Source organism: Novosphingobium sp. GW835-FHT14H07 (genome assembly GCF_058793515.1).
This window is the reverse complement of the sequence record NZ_JBXAFX010000011.1, coordinates 80,346-96,777: the sequence shown is the minus strand read 5'-3', so window position 1 is coordinate 96,777 and position 16,432 is coordinate 80,346. Positions and strand designations below refer to the sequence as shown.

The 16,432-nt window shown below is 62.3% G+C and carries 16 protein-coding genes; 8 read left to right on the top strand and 8 right to left on the bottom strand.

Annotated features, from left to right (window positions below; translation table 11 throughout):
- Positions 1-9 precede the first annotated feature (9 nt).
- From AC1Q5P_RS12115 to AC1Q5P_RS12095, 5 genes are all read left to right on the top strand, one after another.
- Entirely contained in the window at positions 10-882 is an 873-nt protein-coding gene (locus tag AC1Q5P_RS12115; protein WP_427464632.1) for a F0F1 ATP synthase subunit gamma, read from the top strand.
- 28 nt (positions 883-910) lie between these two features.
- Complete coding sequence (atpD, locus tag AC1Q5P_RS12110) at positions 911-2,353, top strand: F0F1 ATP synthase subunit beta (RefSeq protein ID WP_039335064.1); 1,443 nt, start codon at positions 911-913, stop codon at positions 2,351-2,353.
- A 47-nt stretch (positions 2,354-2,400) separates the two neighbouring features.
- Complete coding sequence (locus AC1Q5P_RS12105) at positions 2,401-2,658, top strand: ATP synthase F1 subunit epsilon (protein ID WP_039335066.1); 258 nt, start codon at positions 2,401-2,403, stop codon at positions 2,656-2,658.
- A 190-nt stretch (positions 2,659-2,848) separates the two neighbouring features.
- Positions 2,849-4,237: a syringate O-demethylase gene (gene desA, locus AC1Q5P_RS12100; protein WP_492519060.1), complete on the top strand. Its 1,389-nt coding sequence runs from the start codon at positions 2,849-2,851 to the stop codon at positions 4,235-4,237.
- A 272-nt stretch (positions 4,238-4,509) separates the two neighbouring features.
- On the top strand, positions 4,510-5,349 hold the full coding sequence (locus AC1Q5P_RS12095; protein ID WP_062343074.1) for a beta-etherase: 840 nt from the start codon (positions 4,510-4,512) through the stop codon (positions 5,347-5,349).
- A gap of 27 nt (positions 5,350-5,376) precedes the next feature.
- Here the strand turns inward: AC1Q5P_RS12095 and AC1Q5P_RS12090 are convergent, their stop codons facing one another.
- Genes AC1Q5P_RS12090 through AC1Q5P_RS12075 form a run of 4 tightly spaced genes read right to left on the bottom strand, consistent with a single transcriptional unit; the run spans position 5,377 to position 8,637 of the window.
- The gene (locus tag AC1Q5P_RS12090; protein ID WP_492519059.1) at positions 5,377-6,375 is read right to left on the bottom strand and encodes a nucleoside hydrolase; all 999 of its coding nucleotides are present in this window, start codon (positions 6,373-6,375) and stop codon (positions 5,377-5,379) included.
- Positions 6,375-7,118: an IclR family transcriptional regulator gene (locus tag AC1Q5P_RS12085; RefSeq protein ID WP_039335078.1), complete on the bottom strand. Its 744-nt coding sequence runs from the start codon at positions 7,116-7,118 to the stop codon at positions 6,375-6,377. Before AC1Q5P_RS12085 ends, AC1Q5P_RS12090 begins: the two co-directional genes overlap by 1 nt.
- The gene (locus tag AC1Q5P_RS12080) at positions 7,115-7,507 is read right to left on the bottom strand and encodes a nuclear transport factor 2 family protein (RefSeq protein WP_492519058.1); all 393 of its coding nucleotides are present in this window, start codon (positions 7,505-7,507) and stop codon (positions 7,115-7,117) included. Before AC1Q5P_RS12080 ends, AC1Q5P_RS12085 begins: the two co-directional genes overlap by 4 nt.
- On the bottom strand, positions 7,504-8,637 hold the full coding sequence (locus AC1Q5P_RS12075; protein ID WP_039335084.1) for a cobalamin-independent methionine synthase II family protein: 1,134 nt from the start codon (positions 8,635-8,637) through the stop codon (positions 7,504-7,506). The genes AC1Q5P_RS12080 and AC1Q5P_RS12075 overlap by 4 nt, the downstream gene beginning before the upstream one ends.
- Positions 8,638-9,198: 561 nt before the next feature.
- On the opposite strand from AC1Q5P_RS12075, the gene AC1Q5P_RS12070 reads away from it, so the two are divergent.
- On the top strand, positions 9,199-9,759 hold the full coding sequence (locus AC1Q5P_RS12070; protein ID WP_492519057.1) for a hypothetical protein: 561 nt from the start codon (positions 9,199-9,201) through the stop codon (positions 9,757-9,759).
- A gap of 176 nt (positions 9,760-9,935) precedes the next feature.
- Here AC1Q5P_RS12070 and AC1Q5P_RS12065 read toward each other — a convergent pair whose 3' ends face one another.
- Entirely contained in the window at positions 9,936-12,488 is a 2,553-nt protein-coding gene (locus AC1Q5P_RS12065) for a hypothetical protein (RefSeq protein WP_492519056.1), read from the bottom strand.
- Between the two features lie 244 nt (positions 12,489-12,732).
- Positions 12,733-13,575, bottom strand: coding sequence for a helix-turn-helix domain-containing protein (locus tag AC1Q5P_RS12060; RefSeq protein ID WP_062343653.1), 843 nt, complete (start codon positions 13,573-13,575; stop codon positions 12,733-12,735).
- A 114-nt stretch (positions 13,576-13,689) separates the two neighbouring features.
- On the opposite strand from AC1Q5P_RS12060, the gene pobA reads away from it, so the two are divergent.
- Together pobA and AC1Q5P_RS12050 are read left to right on the top strand one after the other, a co-directional pair.
- A complete protein-coding gene (gene pobA / locus AC1Q5P_RS12055) occupies positions 13,690-14,859 on the top strand; it encodes a 4-hydroxybenzoate 3-monooxygenase (protein WP_193828007.1) in 1,170 nt (389 codons plus the stop codon).
- Positions 14,860-14,922: 63 nt separating this feature from the next.
- Complete coding sequence (locus AC1Q5P_RS12050; RefSeq protein ID WP_039335097.1) at positions 14,923-15,597, top strand: response regulator transcription factor; 675 nt, start codon at positions 14,923-14,925, stop codon at positions 15,595-15,597.
- Between the two features lie 2 nt (positions 15,598-15,599).
- On the opposite strand, the gene AC1Q5P_RS12045 is transcribed toward AC1Q5P_RS12050, so the two are convergent.
- On the bottom strand, positions 15,600-16,088 hold the full coding sequence (locus AC1Q5P_RS12045; RefSeq protein ID WP_492519055.1) for an SRPBCC domain-containing protein: 489 nt from the start codon (positions 16,086-16,088) through the stop codon (positions 15,600-15,602).
- Entirely contained in the window at positions 16,072-16,431 is a 360-nt protein-coding gene (locus AC1Q5P_RS12040; RefSeq protein WP_062343650.1) for an ArsR/SmtB family transcription factor, read from the bottom strand. Before AC1Q5P_RS12040 ends, AC1Q5P_RS12045 begins: the two co-directional genes overlap by 17 nt.
- Between the last annotated feature and the right edge of the window lies 1 nt (position 16,432).

The window sequence follows — 16,432 nt, the reverse complement described above, 5'->3', positions numbered from 1 at the left end:
GGAGCCGTCATGGCCTCGCTGAAGGAACTCAAGGGCCGGATCAACTCGGTCAAGTCGACCCAGAAGATCACCAAGGCCAAGCAGATGGTCGCGGCGGCCAAGCTGCGCAAGGCGCAGGCGGCTGCCGAAGCCGCGCGCCCCTATGCCAGCCGCCTCGCGGAAGTCATGGGCAGCCTCGCTGCCAAGGTCGCGGGCCAGGACAACGGTCCGCTGCTTATGCGCGGCACCGGCTCCGACCAGCGTCACCTCCTTGTCGTGGTCAACACCGACAAGGGCCTTTGCGGTGGTCTGAACTCGAACATCGTCAAGGAAGCCAAGCTGCAGGCGCGCGCGCTTGAAGCCGCGGGCAAGACGGTGTCGTTCTACCTCGTCGGCAAGAAGGGCCGCGCCCCGATCCGCCGTGACTATCCGAACGGCATCGCCGCCGGATACGATACCGGCAACGTGCGCACGCCCGGCTTCGACGAAGCCAGCGCGATCGCTCGCGAACTCCTCGATATGTTCGAAGCCGGCAAGTTCGACGTCGCGCATCTCGTCGCGCCGGAGTTCAAGAACGCGCTGACCCAGCTGCCGGTCACCACGCAGATCATCCCCGTCCCCGCTCCGACCAACACCGTCGCCATTGACGCGGTGGTTGAATACGAGCCGGGCGAGGAGGAAATCCTCGAGGAACTGCTGCCGCGCTACGTGACCACGCAGCTCTTCGGTGCCCTGCTTGAGCGTGAAGCCTCGGAACAGGGCGCGTCGATGACCGCGATGGACAACGCGACGCGCAATGCGGGCGAGCTGATCAACAAGCTCACCATCCAGTACAACCGCAGCCGCCAGGCCGCGATCACCACCGAACTCATCGAAATCATCGCTGGCGCCGAAGCGCTCTGACGACGACATAGAAGGCAAGGAAACAACAATGGCCACCGCAGCAGCTACCGGCAAGATCAGCCAGGTCATCGGCGCCGTCGTCGACGTCGCGTTCGACGGCGAACTCCCCGCCATTCTCTCGGCGCTCGAAACCGACAACAACGGCAACCGCCTCGTTCTCGAAGTCGCGCAGCACCTCGGCGAGAACACCGTTCGCACCATCGCGATGGACTCGACGGACGGCCTGACCCGCGGCCAGCCCGTGACCAACACCGGCGCGCAGATCTCGGTGCCGGTCGGCCCCAAGACCCTCGGCCGCATCATGAACGTCGTCGGCGATCCGATCGACGAGCGTGGTCCGGTTGGCGCCGAGCAGACCGCTCCGATCCACGCCAAGGCTCCGGAATTCATCGAGCAGTCGACCGAAGCCGCGATCCTCGTGACCGGCATCAAGGTCATCGACCTTCTCGCTCCTTACGCCAAGGGCGGCAAGATCGGCCTGTTCGGCGGCGCAGGCGTGGGCAAGACGGTTCTCATTCAGGAACTGATCAACAACATCGCCAAGGGCCACGGCGGCGTGTCGGTCTTCGCGGGCGTCGGTGAACGCACCCGCGAGGGTAACGACCTCTACCACGAGTTCCTCGACGCTGGCGTTATCGCCAAGGACGCCGACGGCAACCCGACCCCCGATGGTTCGAAGGTGGCTCTCGTGTTCGGACAGATGAACGAACCGCCGGGCGCCCGCGCTCGCGTCGCTCTGTCGGGTCTCACCATGGCCGAGTACTTCCGCGACCAGGAAGGCCAGGACGTTCTGTTCTTCGTCGACAACATCTTCCGCTTCACCCAGGCGGGTTCGGAAGTGTCGGCACTGCTCGGCCGCATTCCTTCGGCGGTGGGCTACCAGCCGACGCTCGCGACCGACATGGGCGCGCTGCAGGAGCGCATCACCTCCACCACCAAGGGTTCGATCACCTCGGTGCAGGCGATCTACGTTCCCGCGGACGACCTTACCGACCCGGCACCGGCCACCTCGTTCGCCCACTTGGACGCAACGACCACGCTGAACCGCGCGATCTCTGAACTCGGCATCTACCCGGCGGTCGACCCGCTCGATTCGACCTCGCGCGTGCTGACGCCCGCCGTCGTCGGTGAAGAGCACTACCAGACCGCCCGCCGCGTTCAGGAAACGCTGCAGAAGTACAAGTCGCTGCAGGACATCATCGCGATCCTCGGCATGGACGAGCTTTCGGAAGAAGATAAGCTCACCGTCGCCCGCGCCCGCAAGATCCAGCGCTTCCTGTCGCAGCCGTTCCACGTCGCCGAAGTGTTCACCGGCATCTCGGGCAAGTTCGTCCAGGTCGAAGACACCGTGCGTTCGTTCAAGGCGGTTGTCGACGGCGAGTACGACCACCTTCCCGAAGCCGCGTTCTACATGGTCGGCGGCATCGACGAAGCGGTCGAAAAGGCCAAGAAGCTGGCTGCTGAAGCCTGATTGAGCTAGCTCCCCGGGCTGGCCCCGGGGAGACCGAAAGGCAAGAGATGTCGCTCCACTTCGAACTCGTCACCCCGGCCCGCCTCGTCCGTTCGGAAGAGGTCCACATGGTTGTCGTTCCTGGCACCGACGGTGAATTCGGCGTGCTGGAAGGCCACGCGCCTTTCATGTCCACGGTCAAGGACGGGACGATCAAGGTCTACAAGTCTGCAGGTTCGGCACCTGAAGAGATCACGGTCCAGGGCGGCTTCGCGGAAGTCGGCGCCAAGGGCCTGACGGTTCTCGCCGAACACGTCGAAGGCTGATTTGCCTTAACCGACACGCAAGGGGGCTGGTCCGCAAGGACCGGCCCCTTTCGTTTTTGCAGAACCGAACCCGGTCGTATGTGTCACATACATTTTTTGCGCAATTCAGCATTCCGAACTTTTCAAGCACGCGAAAATAGGGCAAAGCGACTCCACATCCGCGAAATCGCATCGGGAGAGCCAAGAAACCATGTCCCAGACCCTCGAACAGGTCATCCAGAATGCCGGTGACCTCGTAAACTTCGTCCGCAACCAGCAGGTCGGCCCCAACGTCTATCCCGGTGTTCCGGCAGAATACTCGAACTGGCGCAACGAACAGTGGGCGTGGGCGCACTCGGCGGTGCTCTACAACCAGTCGTACCATATGGTCGATCTGGCGGTTAAGGGGCCTGACGCCTTCAAGATGCTCGAACACCTCGGCGTCAACTCGTTCAAGAACTTCCAGCCTGATCGCGCCAAGCAGTTCGTACCGGTGACGCCCGACGGCTACGTCATCGGCGACGTGATCCTGTTCTACCTCGACGAAAACCACTTCAACCTCGTCGGCCGCGCACCGACGATCGAGTGGGTCGAATACCACGCTGCTTCGGGCAACTGGAACGTCACGGTGGAGCGCGACGAACGCTGGGCGATGCGCACCGATGGCAAACGCAATTCGTACCGTTTCCAGGTGCAGGGTCCGAACGCGATGAAGATCATCGAGAAGGCCACCGGGAAGACCGCGCCTGACCTCAAGTTCTTCCACATGACCCGCATGACCATCGGCGGCAAGGAAGTGCGCGCGTTGCGTCATGGCATGGCTGGCCAGCCGGGCTTCGAACTGATGGGCCCGTGGGAAGACTATGGCGCCGTCCACGCCGCGCTGGTCGATGCCGGCAAGGAATTCCAGATGGCGCTGGTTGGCGGTCGCGCCTACTCGTCCAACACCCTGGAATCGGGCTGGATCCCCTCGCCCTTCCCCGCGATCTACACTGGCGAAGCGCTCCGCCCCTATCGTGAATGGCTCTCCGCCAATTCCTACGAAGCCAAGTGCTCGGTCGGCGGCAGCTACGTGCCCGAAACCATCGAGGGCTACTACACCACGCCGTGGGATCTCGGCTACGGCCCCTTCGTCAAGTTCGACCATGACTTCATCGGCCGTGCCGCGCTCGAAAAGATGGCCGCTCAAGGCAAGCACCGCACCAAGGTCACGCTCGCGCTCGACAACGAAGATGTCATGCGCGTCCAGTCCTCGGCACTGAGCAAGGGCGATCGCGCCAAGTTCATGGAGTACCCGAGCGCGGTCTACTCGATGCACCCGTTCGATCAGGTCCTCGCCGATGGCAAGATGGTCGGCCTTTCCACCTGGATCGGCTACACTGCCAACGAAGGCAAGTTCCTGACCCTCGCGATGATGGAACCGGGCTACGTCGAGCCTGGCACCGAGGTCAGCCTGCTCTGGGGCGAACCCAACGGCGGCACCACCAAGCCGACGGTCGAACCCCACGTCCAGACCGAAATCAAGGCCACCGTTGCTGCAGTGCCCTACTCGGAAGTTGCCCGCGACAGCTACGCCGAAGGCTGGCGCACGAAGAAGTAAGTCTCAAGGCGCAAGCCTGACAGCGAGAGCGCCGGCCCATCCCGACGGGTCCGGCGCTCTTTGCATTGTAGCACTTCCTGCGCTGCTAACGCCTCGTCATCCAGAACTTGTATCAGGATCCATGTCTAAACGCAGGCAGCCTGGTGTGGGGACGGATGTACCCTGAAACGAGTTCAGGGTGACGGCGGTCGAGGCACAAATTTCGTTTGTGTTACTAACAATATCTGGCAAAGTGCGGGTGACAAGAACCGAGCCAGAAACCCGAGGATGCCATGGCCGCCAACAATACCATTACCTTCTACGACCTCGCCCTTTCCACCGGTGCGACGATCAGCCCGTTCGTCTGGGCGACCAAGTACGCGCTCAAGCACAAGGGCTTCGATCTCGACGTCGTGCCAGGCGGCTTCACCGGCATTCTCGAACGCACCGGCGGCAAGACCGAGCGCCTGCCTGCCATCGTGGATGACGGCGAATGGGTGCTCGACAGCTGGGGCATCGTCGAGTACCTCGACGCGAAGTACCCGGATCGCCCTGCCCTGATCCCGCACGAAAGCGTTGCCGTCACGCTCAAGGCACTTGATCACTGGTTCTGGAACGCCGCCGTTGGCCCTTGGATGTTCTGCTTCTGCGCCGACTATCGCGATCTCTCGGTGCCGGCAGACCACGAATACGTCACCCACAGCCGCGAAAAGATGCTCGGCCGCAAGCTCGAGGATGTGCAGGCCGGCCGCGAAGAGCGCCTGCCCAGGATCAGCGCCGCGCTTGAACCACTGCGCGCGGCGCTCGGCCAGCACGAATGGCTCGGCGGGTCGTCGCCCAACTATGCCGACTTCCGAATCATGGGCGGCATCCTGTTCACCGCATCGGTCTGCAAGACTCCGGTCCTTGCCAACGACGACCCGCTCCGTCCCTGGATCGAACGCTGCCTCGATCTCTACGGCGGCCTCGGGCGTCATCCCGGCCTCTTCCCCCTGTTTGGCCTCGAACAGCGCGAAGGCGATCCGGACCTGTTCAACCGCTCGGCTGGCCAAGGCGGCATCTACAAGCGCAACACCGGCCCGGATTCGACCCGCGCCGAAACCCAGCGCATCACCGAAGGAATGAAGAAATAAAAGGAATGGGCCGGAGCGATCCGGCCCTTACTTCCTGAGCTTGGCCAGCATGTCCCCGAACGTCAGCCGCGTGTCGATCGTGGTATAGACGCGGATCGGACGTCCTTTGGGGTTCGGCCTGCAGGTGCCATCGTCCTGCACCGTAGGCGCAGGCACAACGGCGTAATCGCTCGAAGAAGGGTCAGGCTCGAACGCGGACTGAAGCACCGTCAGCGTGACCAGCGGGCTATCGCCCAAGGCATAGGCTTCGCCCACCTTAAGCCCCATCTTCGCTGCGGCCTCGGACAGTCCGGATATCTGACCCGCCAGCCAAGCCCCGGTCCCGCCATTCTCCTTCATCGCTTGGAGTTCGGCCATCGAGAATAGCATTCGCCGATACGTGTTGCGCGGCACTTGCCATATCGCAACGTCGGAGCGGTTGAAGACGACCTGTGCTGCGGCAACGTCAATTGTTATGTTGTACTCGCCCGGAGATCCACCCGGCACGGGCAGGCCAAGCCCGGGATACTCCGGCCCGCCAATCCACACCAGCGTCAGCCGCTTGGCGATGCGCGGCTCGATCAGCAAGGCTGAAGCAAGATCGGTCAACCCGGCCCCGGCGCAATAGAACAACGGCAGGGGATCGTCCCGCATCGCCTCTGCAATGATCGCATCGACCGCTGCCGAGCGCGCCGGGACGAACGCGGAGACCATCGCTTTCTCCGACCCGACGTTGACGGGAACCTTGCCGGTCAGCCCCATGACTCCAAGCAATTCGCGGGCCTTGTTTGCTCCATCCGTTGCCTGATGCTCTGATTTTGCCCAGATTTCATCGACATGAAGATGCGATCCGATGATCGCCCGCACTTCGACCGAAGGCGAGCGCAAGTGGTGCGCCAGCTGGAACAGCCCGTCCGGGTCGCCGGAAAAGTCGTTATCGCAAATCACGCGAAAGCGACGTTGGTCTGCCGAGGCTCGCGCCAGGCCGGGTACGACCACCAGACCTCCAGCGGCGTGCAATAGCCCCAGAAAAGACCTGCGCTTCATCACTTTACCGCTCCTGCCACGCGCAGCAAAAGTTGGCGCACCCGCTCGGCCAGTTGTTCATCGAAGCGTACCGCAGGGACAGCCACGCTGAACGCACCGGCAAGCTGCTCGTCGATCCATACCGGGACCGCCATGCCGCATATCCCGACCGTCGCCTCTTCCTGGGCGAGGCTGAAGCCAGTGGCCATGATCTGCGCAAAGTCGGCGCGAAGCTCCCCCTCTGTCGTCCTTGTCTGCGGCGTCAGCTTGGCGCGTTCGGTCTCGGCGAAATAGCGCTCCATCTCGGCCGGCGGCAGCCACGCTGCCATGATCTTGCCGGCGGCCAGTGCATGGAGCGGGCGTCGCGTGCCAGGGTCGACGGCATAGCGCAGCGCCTGATCGCTGGCCTCTGTGACCAGCGCTTCGACTTCCCAGCCACGGCGCACCATGAAAGACGATGTCTCGTTCAACTCGCTGCGGAGGGCGCGGACCAGCGGCGCCACCCGATCCTCAAGCGTCAGTGCCGTTTCAGGGGCTCGCAGCCGCTGCAGGCCCGGCCCCGGCAAATAGCGTCGCCCTTCCCGCGTCAAGTATCCACGCTCGGTCAAGGTGGCGAGCAGATAGGACAGGCTGCTGACCGGAATGGCCAGCGCGCCCGCAATCTCCTGGGCCACCGCGCCCTGCCGATGCGCCACGACGTACTCGATTACGTCGAGCGTCCGCATCGCCGACTTGACGGGGTTGGATGCGGTTGGTGCGTTCACTTGAACGTCAGGCTGCCGCGGCGCTCTGCGAACCGCCAGCCGTCGGCGGTAAGCGCAAAGCGATCGTGGAAAGAGCCGACGAGCGGGGCGCCGTCGCCTGTGAACAGCAGCATGGCGCTGGTGCCGCATGCAGTCGCCGGCCCTTCAACATCAATGACCACGTTCGAGCAGACATGTCGTGTAGTGCGTGGCGGACGGGCCTTGAACGCGGCGAGGATCGCTTCGCGTCCCACTACTCCCTGATCTGGCGCGGTCGGGCGGTACATGACACCATCCTCGGTATAGAGGGCTGCCACTTCCTCCCAACGCGCCTCGTCGTTCAGGTTGGCATAAAGCGCAACCAGCCGGGCGCAATCATGCTCGGCCGCGCGGCGGTCTTCCGGACTCACAGGCGGCTCGCTGCGATGTCTGCGCCTTCGCGCAGCGACTTGAGCTTGCGCCACGTCACGATCGGATCGAGCTTGCCATAACCGGCAAATGTGCCGAAGCCGCAGTCGGTGCTGGCGACCACGCGGTCCACGCCGACGAAGCTGGCAAAGCGCTCGATGCGCTGGGCGATCAGCTCAGGATGCTCGATGTAGTTCGAGCAGGTGTCGATCAGGCCCGGCGCAAGGATCTTGTGATCCGGCAGCTTCGCGTCCCTCCACACCGTCCATTCGTGTTCGTGGCGCGGGTTGGCGCCTTCGAACAGGATCGTGGCGGGTCGGGCCTTGATCACGATGTCGACCACGCGTTCCAGCGGGATATCATGATCGTGGGGGCCTTCGTAGTTGCCCCAACAGATGTGCATGCGCATCTTCTCGGGCGGAATGTTGGCCGTCGCCGCGTTCAGCGCTTCGACGTTGGCGGCGGCTACCTTGAGGAAGTCCTCTTCCGACATGTCCTGATAGCCGGTGTGACGGCTCATCGCGAGATCGGGACAATCGAGCTGGAGGTAGAAGCCCGCGTCCACGATCGTCTCGTACTCCTCGCGCATCGCATCGGCGAGGTCGGCGAGGTAAGCTTCGTGGGTGGGATAGTGGCGATTGACCTGGAAGGCGGTGATCAGGCCCGGCGAGGCCGCATTCATGAACGCTTCCGTATCGGGCGCTGCGTGCTTTTCCAGCGCCGCCTTGAAGCGGCGGATATCGTCGTGCAGCGGCTGCAGCGTGACCTTTCGCACCGGCCCGATGCACGAAGCGCGGACGAATTCCTGGCTGCCCATGATCGCCGAGAGCTTCTTCGCAAGATTGGGCACTTCGGCAAGGTCAGCAGCGGGCTTGCGATCGATGTGGCCGCCGAAGCCGGAGAGGCGCTCGATCATGTACGTGGAGTAGCCGACCTTGCCGAGTTCGCCATCGGAGACCACCGAGACTCCGGCATCGACCTGCATCTTCACCGCGGCATCGACGGCGGCAGAAACTTTCGCGTCGAAATCCGCGGCATCGTAGGGCTCACCCTTGTCCCGGGCGAGGAGCAGAGGCGTCAATTCATCCCCGCGCGGGAGGCTGCCGACGTGGGTTGTCTTGATCTTGGCCATTTCAGTCGCCTCTTCCGCAGTTCATATCCATGAAAAATTCATAGAGAACTTGGCGGGCGAAACAAGGGGAATTGCTGGCTTTTGCGCGGAAACGCCGCGGGAGGGAGTTTACGGGTTTACAGTGTCCTGAGAAAAATGCCGCAACCGCCCCGGGTACACTTCAAGCGGCAGATCAAAGCACTGAGCCATCATTCCCCACGCCAACGACGCGCTGCCATATTTCCATGCTGTAGGACAGCCCTGCCGATCAGCGGCAACAAATTGACACTGCCTTGGGCCGGAATGGGACAGACGGGCAGAACCCCACGATATTCCAGCGAATTCATTCAAGTTGGATCCGTCGTTAGTAACGAGTGCAAGTCTTTGATTCTAATCGTTTAACAGCATGAAACACCATCGATGGTATTGCCTCTTAATACCGAAGGTTAGTAATGCCCCCTTGCTGACACAATGGTTAACACAGTTTTAATACTTGTTACTTTCGCGTATACCAAAACCCGACCCCAACAATCGAGTCGCAACCGAAAAGGGGCAGCAAACTCCAATCCAAGGATAATGCACATGCGCAGGATGATGATTGCGGCCGTTGCCGCCACGGCCCTTATTTCGACTTCGGCAATTGCCGCCGTATCGTTCAATTACGACACCGGCACAGGCTTCGTCGGCAAGGGCGACGTTTCCGTGCTTTACGGCTGGAACAACGCCCAGGCGAAGGCCAACATGACGGCAGACGCGCTGTCATTCTACACCCTTGCCAGTTCCGAAGTCGAAGCCACGTGTGAATGGACGACCGGCGTCAAGAAGAAAACCCCGCATCAGAAGAAGCGCAAGATCGCAGTGATCGATGCCAACGCTGTGACCTTCGATGTTCGCAACAACAAGAACGGCACCGTTACGGGTATCAACCTGCTTGGCTATGGCGCTGATCTTGGTTCGACCACCGACGCTCCCGAAGTCGGTTCAGTCTGCGTCGGCGACGGCAATGAAGACAATGGCGCCAACGGCATCATCACCAGCGTCGTCGATGTCCCGGGCTCGGAATCGGAAGCCATGCTTTACGTCTCGTTTGGCGGCGTCGACTATGCCTTGCCGAACACTCCGATCGTCACCACCACGATCTGATCGACGGCTTGATGTCCTTGGAGAGGGTGCCGGGCAACATCGGCACCCTTTTCCTTTGCGCCAGCGTGAATCCCTTCCGATTGCATCGGACGGATGGCTCCTAACTCCTGTTCTACCGCGTTTTCAGGGTCACCTGATGATGCCATCTGGTTCGAAAACGCCCAAGAGCGCCTTCGTCAAAAGGTCTTGCGGACGCCGATCTGTATAGAGCGGCCCACAGCGTCGAGCAGGTAGGGCTGGTAGCGCAAGGGCGTGTTGCCGGTCCCGTCCGTAACGCGCTGTCGACTGTCGAACAGATTTCGCGCATTGATGCTGACGCGTGTGCCGCTTGCCCAAGTTGCATCAGGCAACACGCGCCCAAGGTCGGCGAACAGCCGGACATCGATCAATGCGCGCGAGGCATAGCGCAGATCTGCAGCAGACGGGGAAGTGCCGGCTCGGATACTTGTTGCACCTTTCCATGTCCCGCTGGACTGCAGCCCGAATCCCTTTCCTGCAATGCCGGCATTGAATTGAATGGCGTGCCTGGCCTGTCCGCCGCCATAGCCGAATGCGCCGCCATCAAGAAGATCGACGCTGGGCAAACCTGCACGGGCCAGGCGTTGGGCCTTGAGCGTCCACGTGTGGTTCAGGGAGAAGTTGACGCGCCAAGGCTTGGGCCCTTCCAGGCCCGGGCTGCCAGCCGGGCCATCTTCGTCATTGTCGATCAGCGCCGTGCCCAGTTGACGGGCCTGCCGGACCTGAGCCTTGCCGAAAAAGCGTGAGAAGTTGACGCCCCATCGCAGTTGCTCATGCTCCTCGCGTGCAAAGGACACCGGTCTATTGTCCACCCGGACGAGGCGGCCACTATCATCCCGACCAAATCGGTCAGCGAAAGCCTGCTGCACTTCGGCATTGAGCGGTGGCAGCGCGCCGATCCGGTTGAGATAGCGTGTGCGCGTGAAATCTGCGTTGAGATTCAGCCTGCCGCGGTCTTGCAAGGCCAACGTCCCGCCCAAGCTCAAGGTTCTGCGACTTTCGTTGCGCAAGGCGGCATTCCCGCCACTGGTGACGGTGACGTCCACCGTTTCATTGCGAATGAAATCGAAGAAGCGGACGTTTGGATAGACAATAACTGGAGCATTGACGATCGCCAGCTGCGGGGCAATGTCCTCGCCCGTGAACCCGCCCCGCAAGGAGACACTGGAAACCGGTTGCCAATTCAAGCCGTAGGCGTGGTTCCACAAGCGCCCCACGCCGCTTGCGTTTCGCAAGCCCAGCGCAAGATTGGCCCGGAGATCCCCGATCGCAGCCAAGACATTGTTGCGCCGGCTTGCGAGGGGCACATCAACCGACACCTGCCCGTTCGCATCGTTCCTTCGTGTCGAAACGAGCGAGCCGTTGCTTTCCGAACGTTGCCAATGGATGCCGCCCCCACCCCGGAGCGAAACCATGATCTCCCCGGTCGGCAATTTGGCGGCCGGGCCAGTCAACGTCGCCTGTGCACTGGCCAGATCGCTGTTCGAACGGGCGATATCACGCCGGGAAATGCCGAGGAAGGCATTCGGCACTTCAGCAAATGGGCTGAACAGGTTTGCATCAATTGCCGCTTGCAGCGCCGCAGTATCAACGCCCCGATCGGTCAGTGTCCGATCTTCGCGGTGATTGTAATTCAATGAAAGCGTGCCGGTCCACTTGCCCAGATTGTGGTTGATGGTTGCTGCCAGATTAGCCCCGCCTCCTTGCCGCTTGGCCTCCAGCGGCACCGGCAGATAGCGCGCCACATTGACAGCTTGCGAAAAGACCGAGACCGGACTGGCAGGGTCCAACCCCAGGAGCGCCGTGGCCGCCCCTTGCAGCGAACGGCTGCGGGTCAGCTCACCATTGGCGGTGATGTTGACATTCGTGCGGGGTCCGAGCCGGCGCCCCAGCGTCGCATTCATCGACCAGGTCCGGGAATCCGGCACCAGGCTGCGGTATGCCGCAATACCATTCAGGTTCGTTGCATTGGCATTGGCAACAAACTGGGCCAGTGTCGGGTTAGTGGACGGAACGGCCGCCACCGTTACCCGGGTGCCGGCAAGCTGGCTGAACATGGGGTCGATTTCGTTGCCCGATCCTGCAAGAGCCACGACGTTGCCAGCAAGATCATAAGGTGTGACCCCTGCCGGAGTGGGCAAGATCGGGCGGTCGCTTTCAAGCAGCATGTCGGTGTCACGCATGCGCGCCGTGATCGTGGTCCGGTTCGAACCTGATATCTTGGTGTACCCGGCGGCGGCGCCGGCGCCAGTCCCCTTGCCCGCAGTGGCGAAGGCGCCTTCGGCATTGAGCGTCGCCTGGCGGAAAGCGGGCTTCAGTTGAATGTTGACGACACGACGCTCCGGTCGCTGACCGATGCGCGATGCGGTATCACGGGGAAGCAGCTGGATCTTGCGAAGCGCCTCGGGCGGCAAGTCGGCAATGTCATCAATTCCATTCGCCAACTGGCCATTGATCAGAACGACCGGGCCGTCATCGGAAGCGTCAATGCCGGATGCAACCTGATCGAGAAGGTCCCCCACCGTATCGGTTCCATAGGCCGAGATATCCGCTTCCTCGAGCTCATCCTCGGCAATGATGCCGTCTATGATCGACGTTTCGCGCTGCCCCTTTACGACGATGGGATCGCCCGTGTCTCGAGGATTTGCCGTCAGGGCGCCGGGAACCTGCGCATCCTGTTCAGCACCGGCGCCGAATGCGGGATGCGGCAAGAGGAGGCACGCAGCAGACAGCGCGACCGCTTCGCTTCTTGTCAGCGCATGAGACAAAGAGGCTCCCCCGTTTACCCCTCGAAAACAGGACCGATCTTGGCAAAGATTTGCCATAATTGCCAGCCGATCCTGTTAAAGAGGAGCAGTAATCTGAAAAGCATCACTTTAGTTAAAGATGACTGCGCGATAAGCAAATCTGACGAGACACAGGTCGACGGTGATCCGTAAACATGACTAAACAGGTCTACGCCTTGTCTTGCGAAGGCCGCCGACCGGTAACCCGCTGGTAGAAGCGGGAGAAGTAGCTGGGGTCTTCGAAGCCGAGTTCGGCGGCAACCTGGGTGGCGGTGGCATTGGTATAACGCAGCAGGCGGTGGGCTTCGAGAGCGAGGCGGCGGTGGATCAGGTCCATCGGCGAACAGCCTAGCCGCGTGGCGGTGAGGCGCGAGAGCGTGCGCCGGGTCAGGCCAAGCGATCCGGCGTAGAAATCGAGATCGCGGTGCTGGCGGTAATGCAGTTCGACAAGTTCGCGGAAGCGGTCAAGGCGCCGGTCGGAGCGCTCGAGCGCATCCCCTGCAGGCACATCCCTGACCAGCGTGCGGATCAGGCTTTCGGCCAACGAGAGGAACAAGGGGTCATGCTGCTGCCAGTCCTGCTGGAGCAAGAGCATTTCACGCGCCAGCCAGAACGCGCGGGTGGCAGCTTCTTCGGAAAGGGCAGCGATTCCGCCTTGGGCCAACGCGGGGAGCAGCGGGTCTGAAGGCTCTGCTGCGCGTGTGGAAAAGTCGGTGGACAAGGTGAGGACAAATCCGCTCGTCCCCTGACGGAAGCGGAAGCCGTGGACGGCAGCGGCAGGAACGATAACCCTGCCCGGCCCTTCCAGCCCGACGGTGCGCGTATCGAGCGTGATGGTGGCGTGTCCTTCCTCTACCAGAAGGACCTGCACGAAGTGGTCATGCCGATGGATGCCGATTTCCCAATCGTGCAGCGCGCTACGCTCGGCAATCGTCTCGATATGCGCAAAGCCGCCAGCGGTTGGCGCCATCCCTTCGCCATAGAGCGCGTATCTGGGAATTGCCTCGATCATGTCCCAAAAGTGCCAGCTGTTTGTCCTGACGCTGCATTCCTCCAGATGCCGCACTCTGTCAAATTCCGCAGGATCAGGCCCGCATCCCAGTGCGGGCCGCGTGGGAGAATTGTCATGAAGACCCAGGTCGCCATCATCGGCGCAGGCCCGGCCGGCCTGCTGCTCGGACACCTGCTCAAGGCCGAGGGCATCGATTGCGTGGTGCTCGAACGGCAGACGCCCGATTACGTGCTTGGCCGCATTCGCGCCGGGGTACTCGAACAGATCACGGTCGGCCTGATGGCACGCCTCGGGCTGGATGCGCGCCTCAAGGCCGAGGGACTGGTCGAGGAAGGCTTCAACCTTGCCGATGGCGAACGCCTGATCCGCATCGACGTCGCCAATCTCACCGGCAAGACGGTGGTGGTCTATGGCCAGACCGAGATCACCCGCGACCTGATGGACGCCGCCCCCGAACGCGGCCTGCAGGTGATCTATGGTGTTGGTGACGTTGCGCTGCATGACATCGAAAGCGAAGCGCCCTACGTCACCTATGCGGCCGACGGCACGCAGCTGCGTCTCGATGCGCGCTTCATTGTCGGTTGCGACGGGTTCCATGGCCCCAGCCGCAAGGCCATCCCGGCCAGCGTGGCGCGCGAGTATGAGCGCGTCTATCCGTTCGGCTGGCTCGGCATCCTTGCCGATGTGCCGCCGTGCAATCATGAGCTGATCTATGCCAACCACGAACGCGGCTTTGCCCTCGCCTCGATGCGCAGCCACACGCGCAGCCGCTATTACGTCGACGTGCCGCTGACCGAAAAGGTCGAGGACTGGTCGGACGAGCGCATCTGGGACGAGCTGGCGGTGCGCCTTGGGCCCGAGGCTGCGGCGAACATGACGCGCGGGCCTTCGATCGAAAAGTCGATCGCGCCTTTGCGCTCCTACGTGTTCGAACCGATGCGCCACGGCAGCCTGCTGCTGTGCGGCGATGCTGCGCACATTGTCCCGCCCACCGGCGCAAAGGGCCTGAATCTTGCCGCCAGCGACGTGCATTATGCCGCCGAAGCCCTGAGCGGATATTTCAAGCGTGCCGATAACGATGCGATCACGGGATACTCCGCCAAGGCGCTGGCCCGCGTGTGGAAGTCCGAGCGTTTCTCGTGGTCGCTGACCAAGCTGATGCATCGCTTCCCCGAGGACGGCCCGTTCGAGCGCGCCATGCAGGTGGCCGAGCTGGAGTACATCGCGTCCAGCAAGGCAGCGCAGACGAGCATCGCCGAGAATTACGTCGGCTTGCCGGTGTAACATCGTCATTTCACCGTCACAAAGTCGATACAGAAAGCTCCTGGAAACAGGGGCTTTCTTTACATGCGGCACATCGACATCCTGCTGACAGGCAACCTATCCGGAGGACGGGAACCCTTCGTTCATTCCGATCTGCGCGTGGTGTTTCACCGCTGGAAATCTGAGGCCCCCCTTCCCCTCATGGAAGGGCGGCCCTGGGCGTTCATCGATTGGGTGCTGGACGAAATGTCCGGCCTTGAACTGTGCCGCCGTCTGCGCTGCGGCGACAGCTTGGGGCAGGAAGCGCATATCACGATGATCCTCGAGGAAGACGACGCCGAGGCCAAGCGCCGCGCCCTGCGGGCCGGAGCGGATGACTATATCGTCGGTCCCGTTGACCGAGGCGCGATTCTCGACCGGGTGCTCTCCATCCAGCTTCCCGAGCACGAAGCGCCGACGCGGGTGCTGCGGTTGGGCGAACTGACGCTGGACCTTGCTGCGCTGCAGGCCCGCTGGCGGGAGAAGCCGCTGCTCCTGATGCCGAACGAGATGCGCCTGCTGCGCTACCTGATGGAGAAGCCCGGCCACGTATTCAGCCGCACCCAGCTGATTGCGGCATTGGGCAAGCACGATCAGCCGATCGACGAGAGGACCGTCGACGCCTGGATCAGCCGCCTGCGCCGCGCTTTGCGCGATGTCGGCGCAGGATCGCCGCTGCGCACGGTGCGCTCGATGGGGTACGTGCTGGATCGGCCGTAAGGTCAGGTTCGCAGGAATTCCGCCAGTTGACGCAGGCTTTCCGCCGTTCCATCGCAGGCGCCTGATGCCAGTTCCTGTTCGAGCGCTTCGGCACTTGGAAACAGGTTCGAAATGGTGACTTCGGTGCCGCCATCGCGCTCGGCAAAGCTGACCGTGGTTATCGCTCCGTCGGCGCTCTCTTCGTTGGTCCAGACGATCCTGAGATCCCGCTCGACTTCGAGATAGGTTCCGTAGAACGCCATCGGTCGATCCATGGACACGTGGCCGATCTCGAGCCGGTAAGTGCCGCCGACGCGCACGTCCATCTCGCACGAGACGAGCGTCATGCCGTATGACCGTGGCACCCACCACTGACGGAACAGCGCGGGGTCGGCCCATGCGCGATAGACCAGATGCACCGGCGCCCTGAAGCAACGGATGACGACCAGCTCCCTGTCCGACGGACGTTCCACCCGCGTTTGCGGATCGGGGCTCTCAGCTTGACTGACCATCGTCATTCTCCCTTCGCATCATTGATTCAAGAACATTGTCCAGCGCGCCAAATCGGGCCTCCCAAGCCTGCCGGTAGCGCTCGATCCACGCGGCTTCGTCTTCCATGCGACGAGGCCCCAGCCGGCACTTGCGCACCCGTCCAATCTTCTCCGTGGCAACAAACCCGGCGGCCTCGAGCACGCCGACATGCTTCTTCATGCCGGTGAGCGTCATGCCGAAACGGGAGGCGAGATCGGTGATCGAGGCATCTGCCTGCACAAGGTGCAGCATGACTCCCCGCCGCGTGGGATCTGCCAGCGCCGCGAAAGCTGCATCAAGGCCGGACGACTCATACTGAACCATA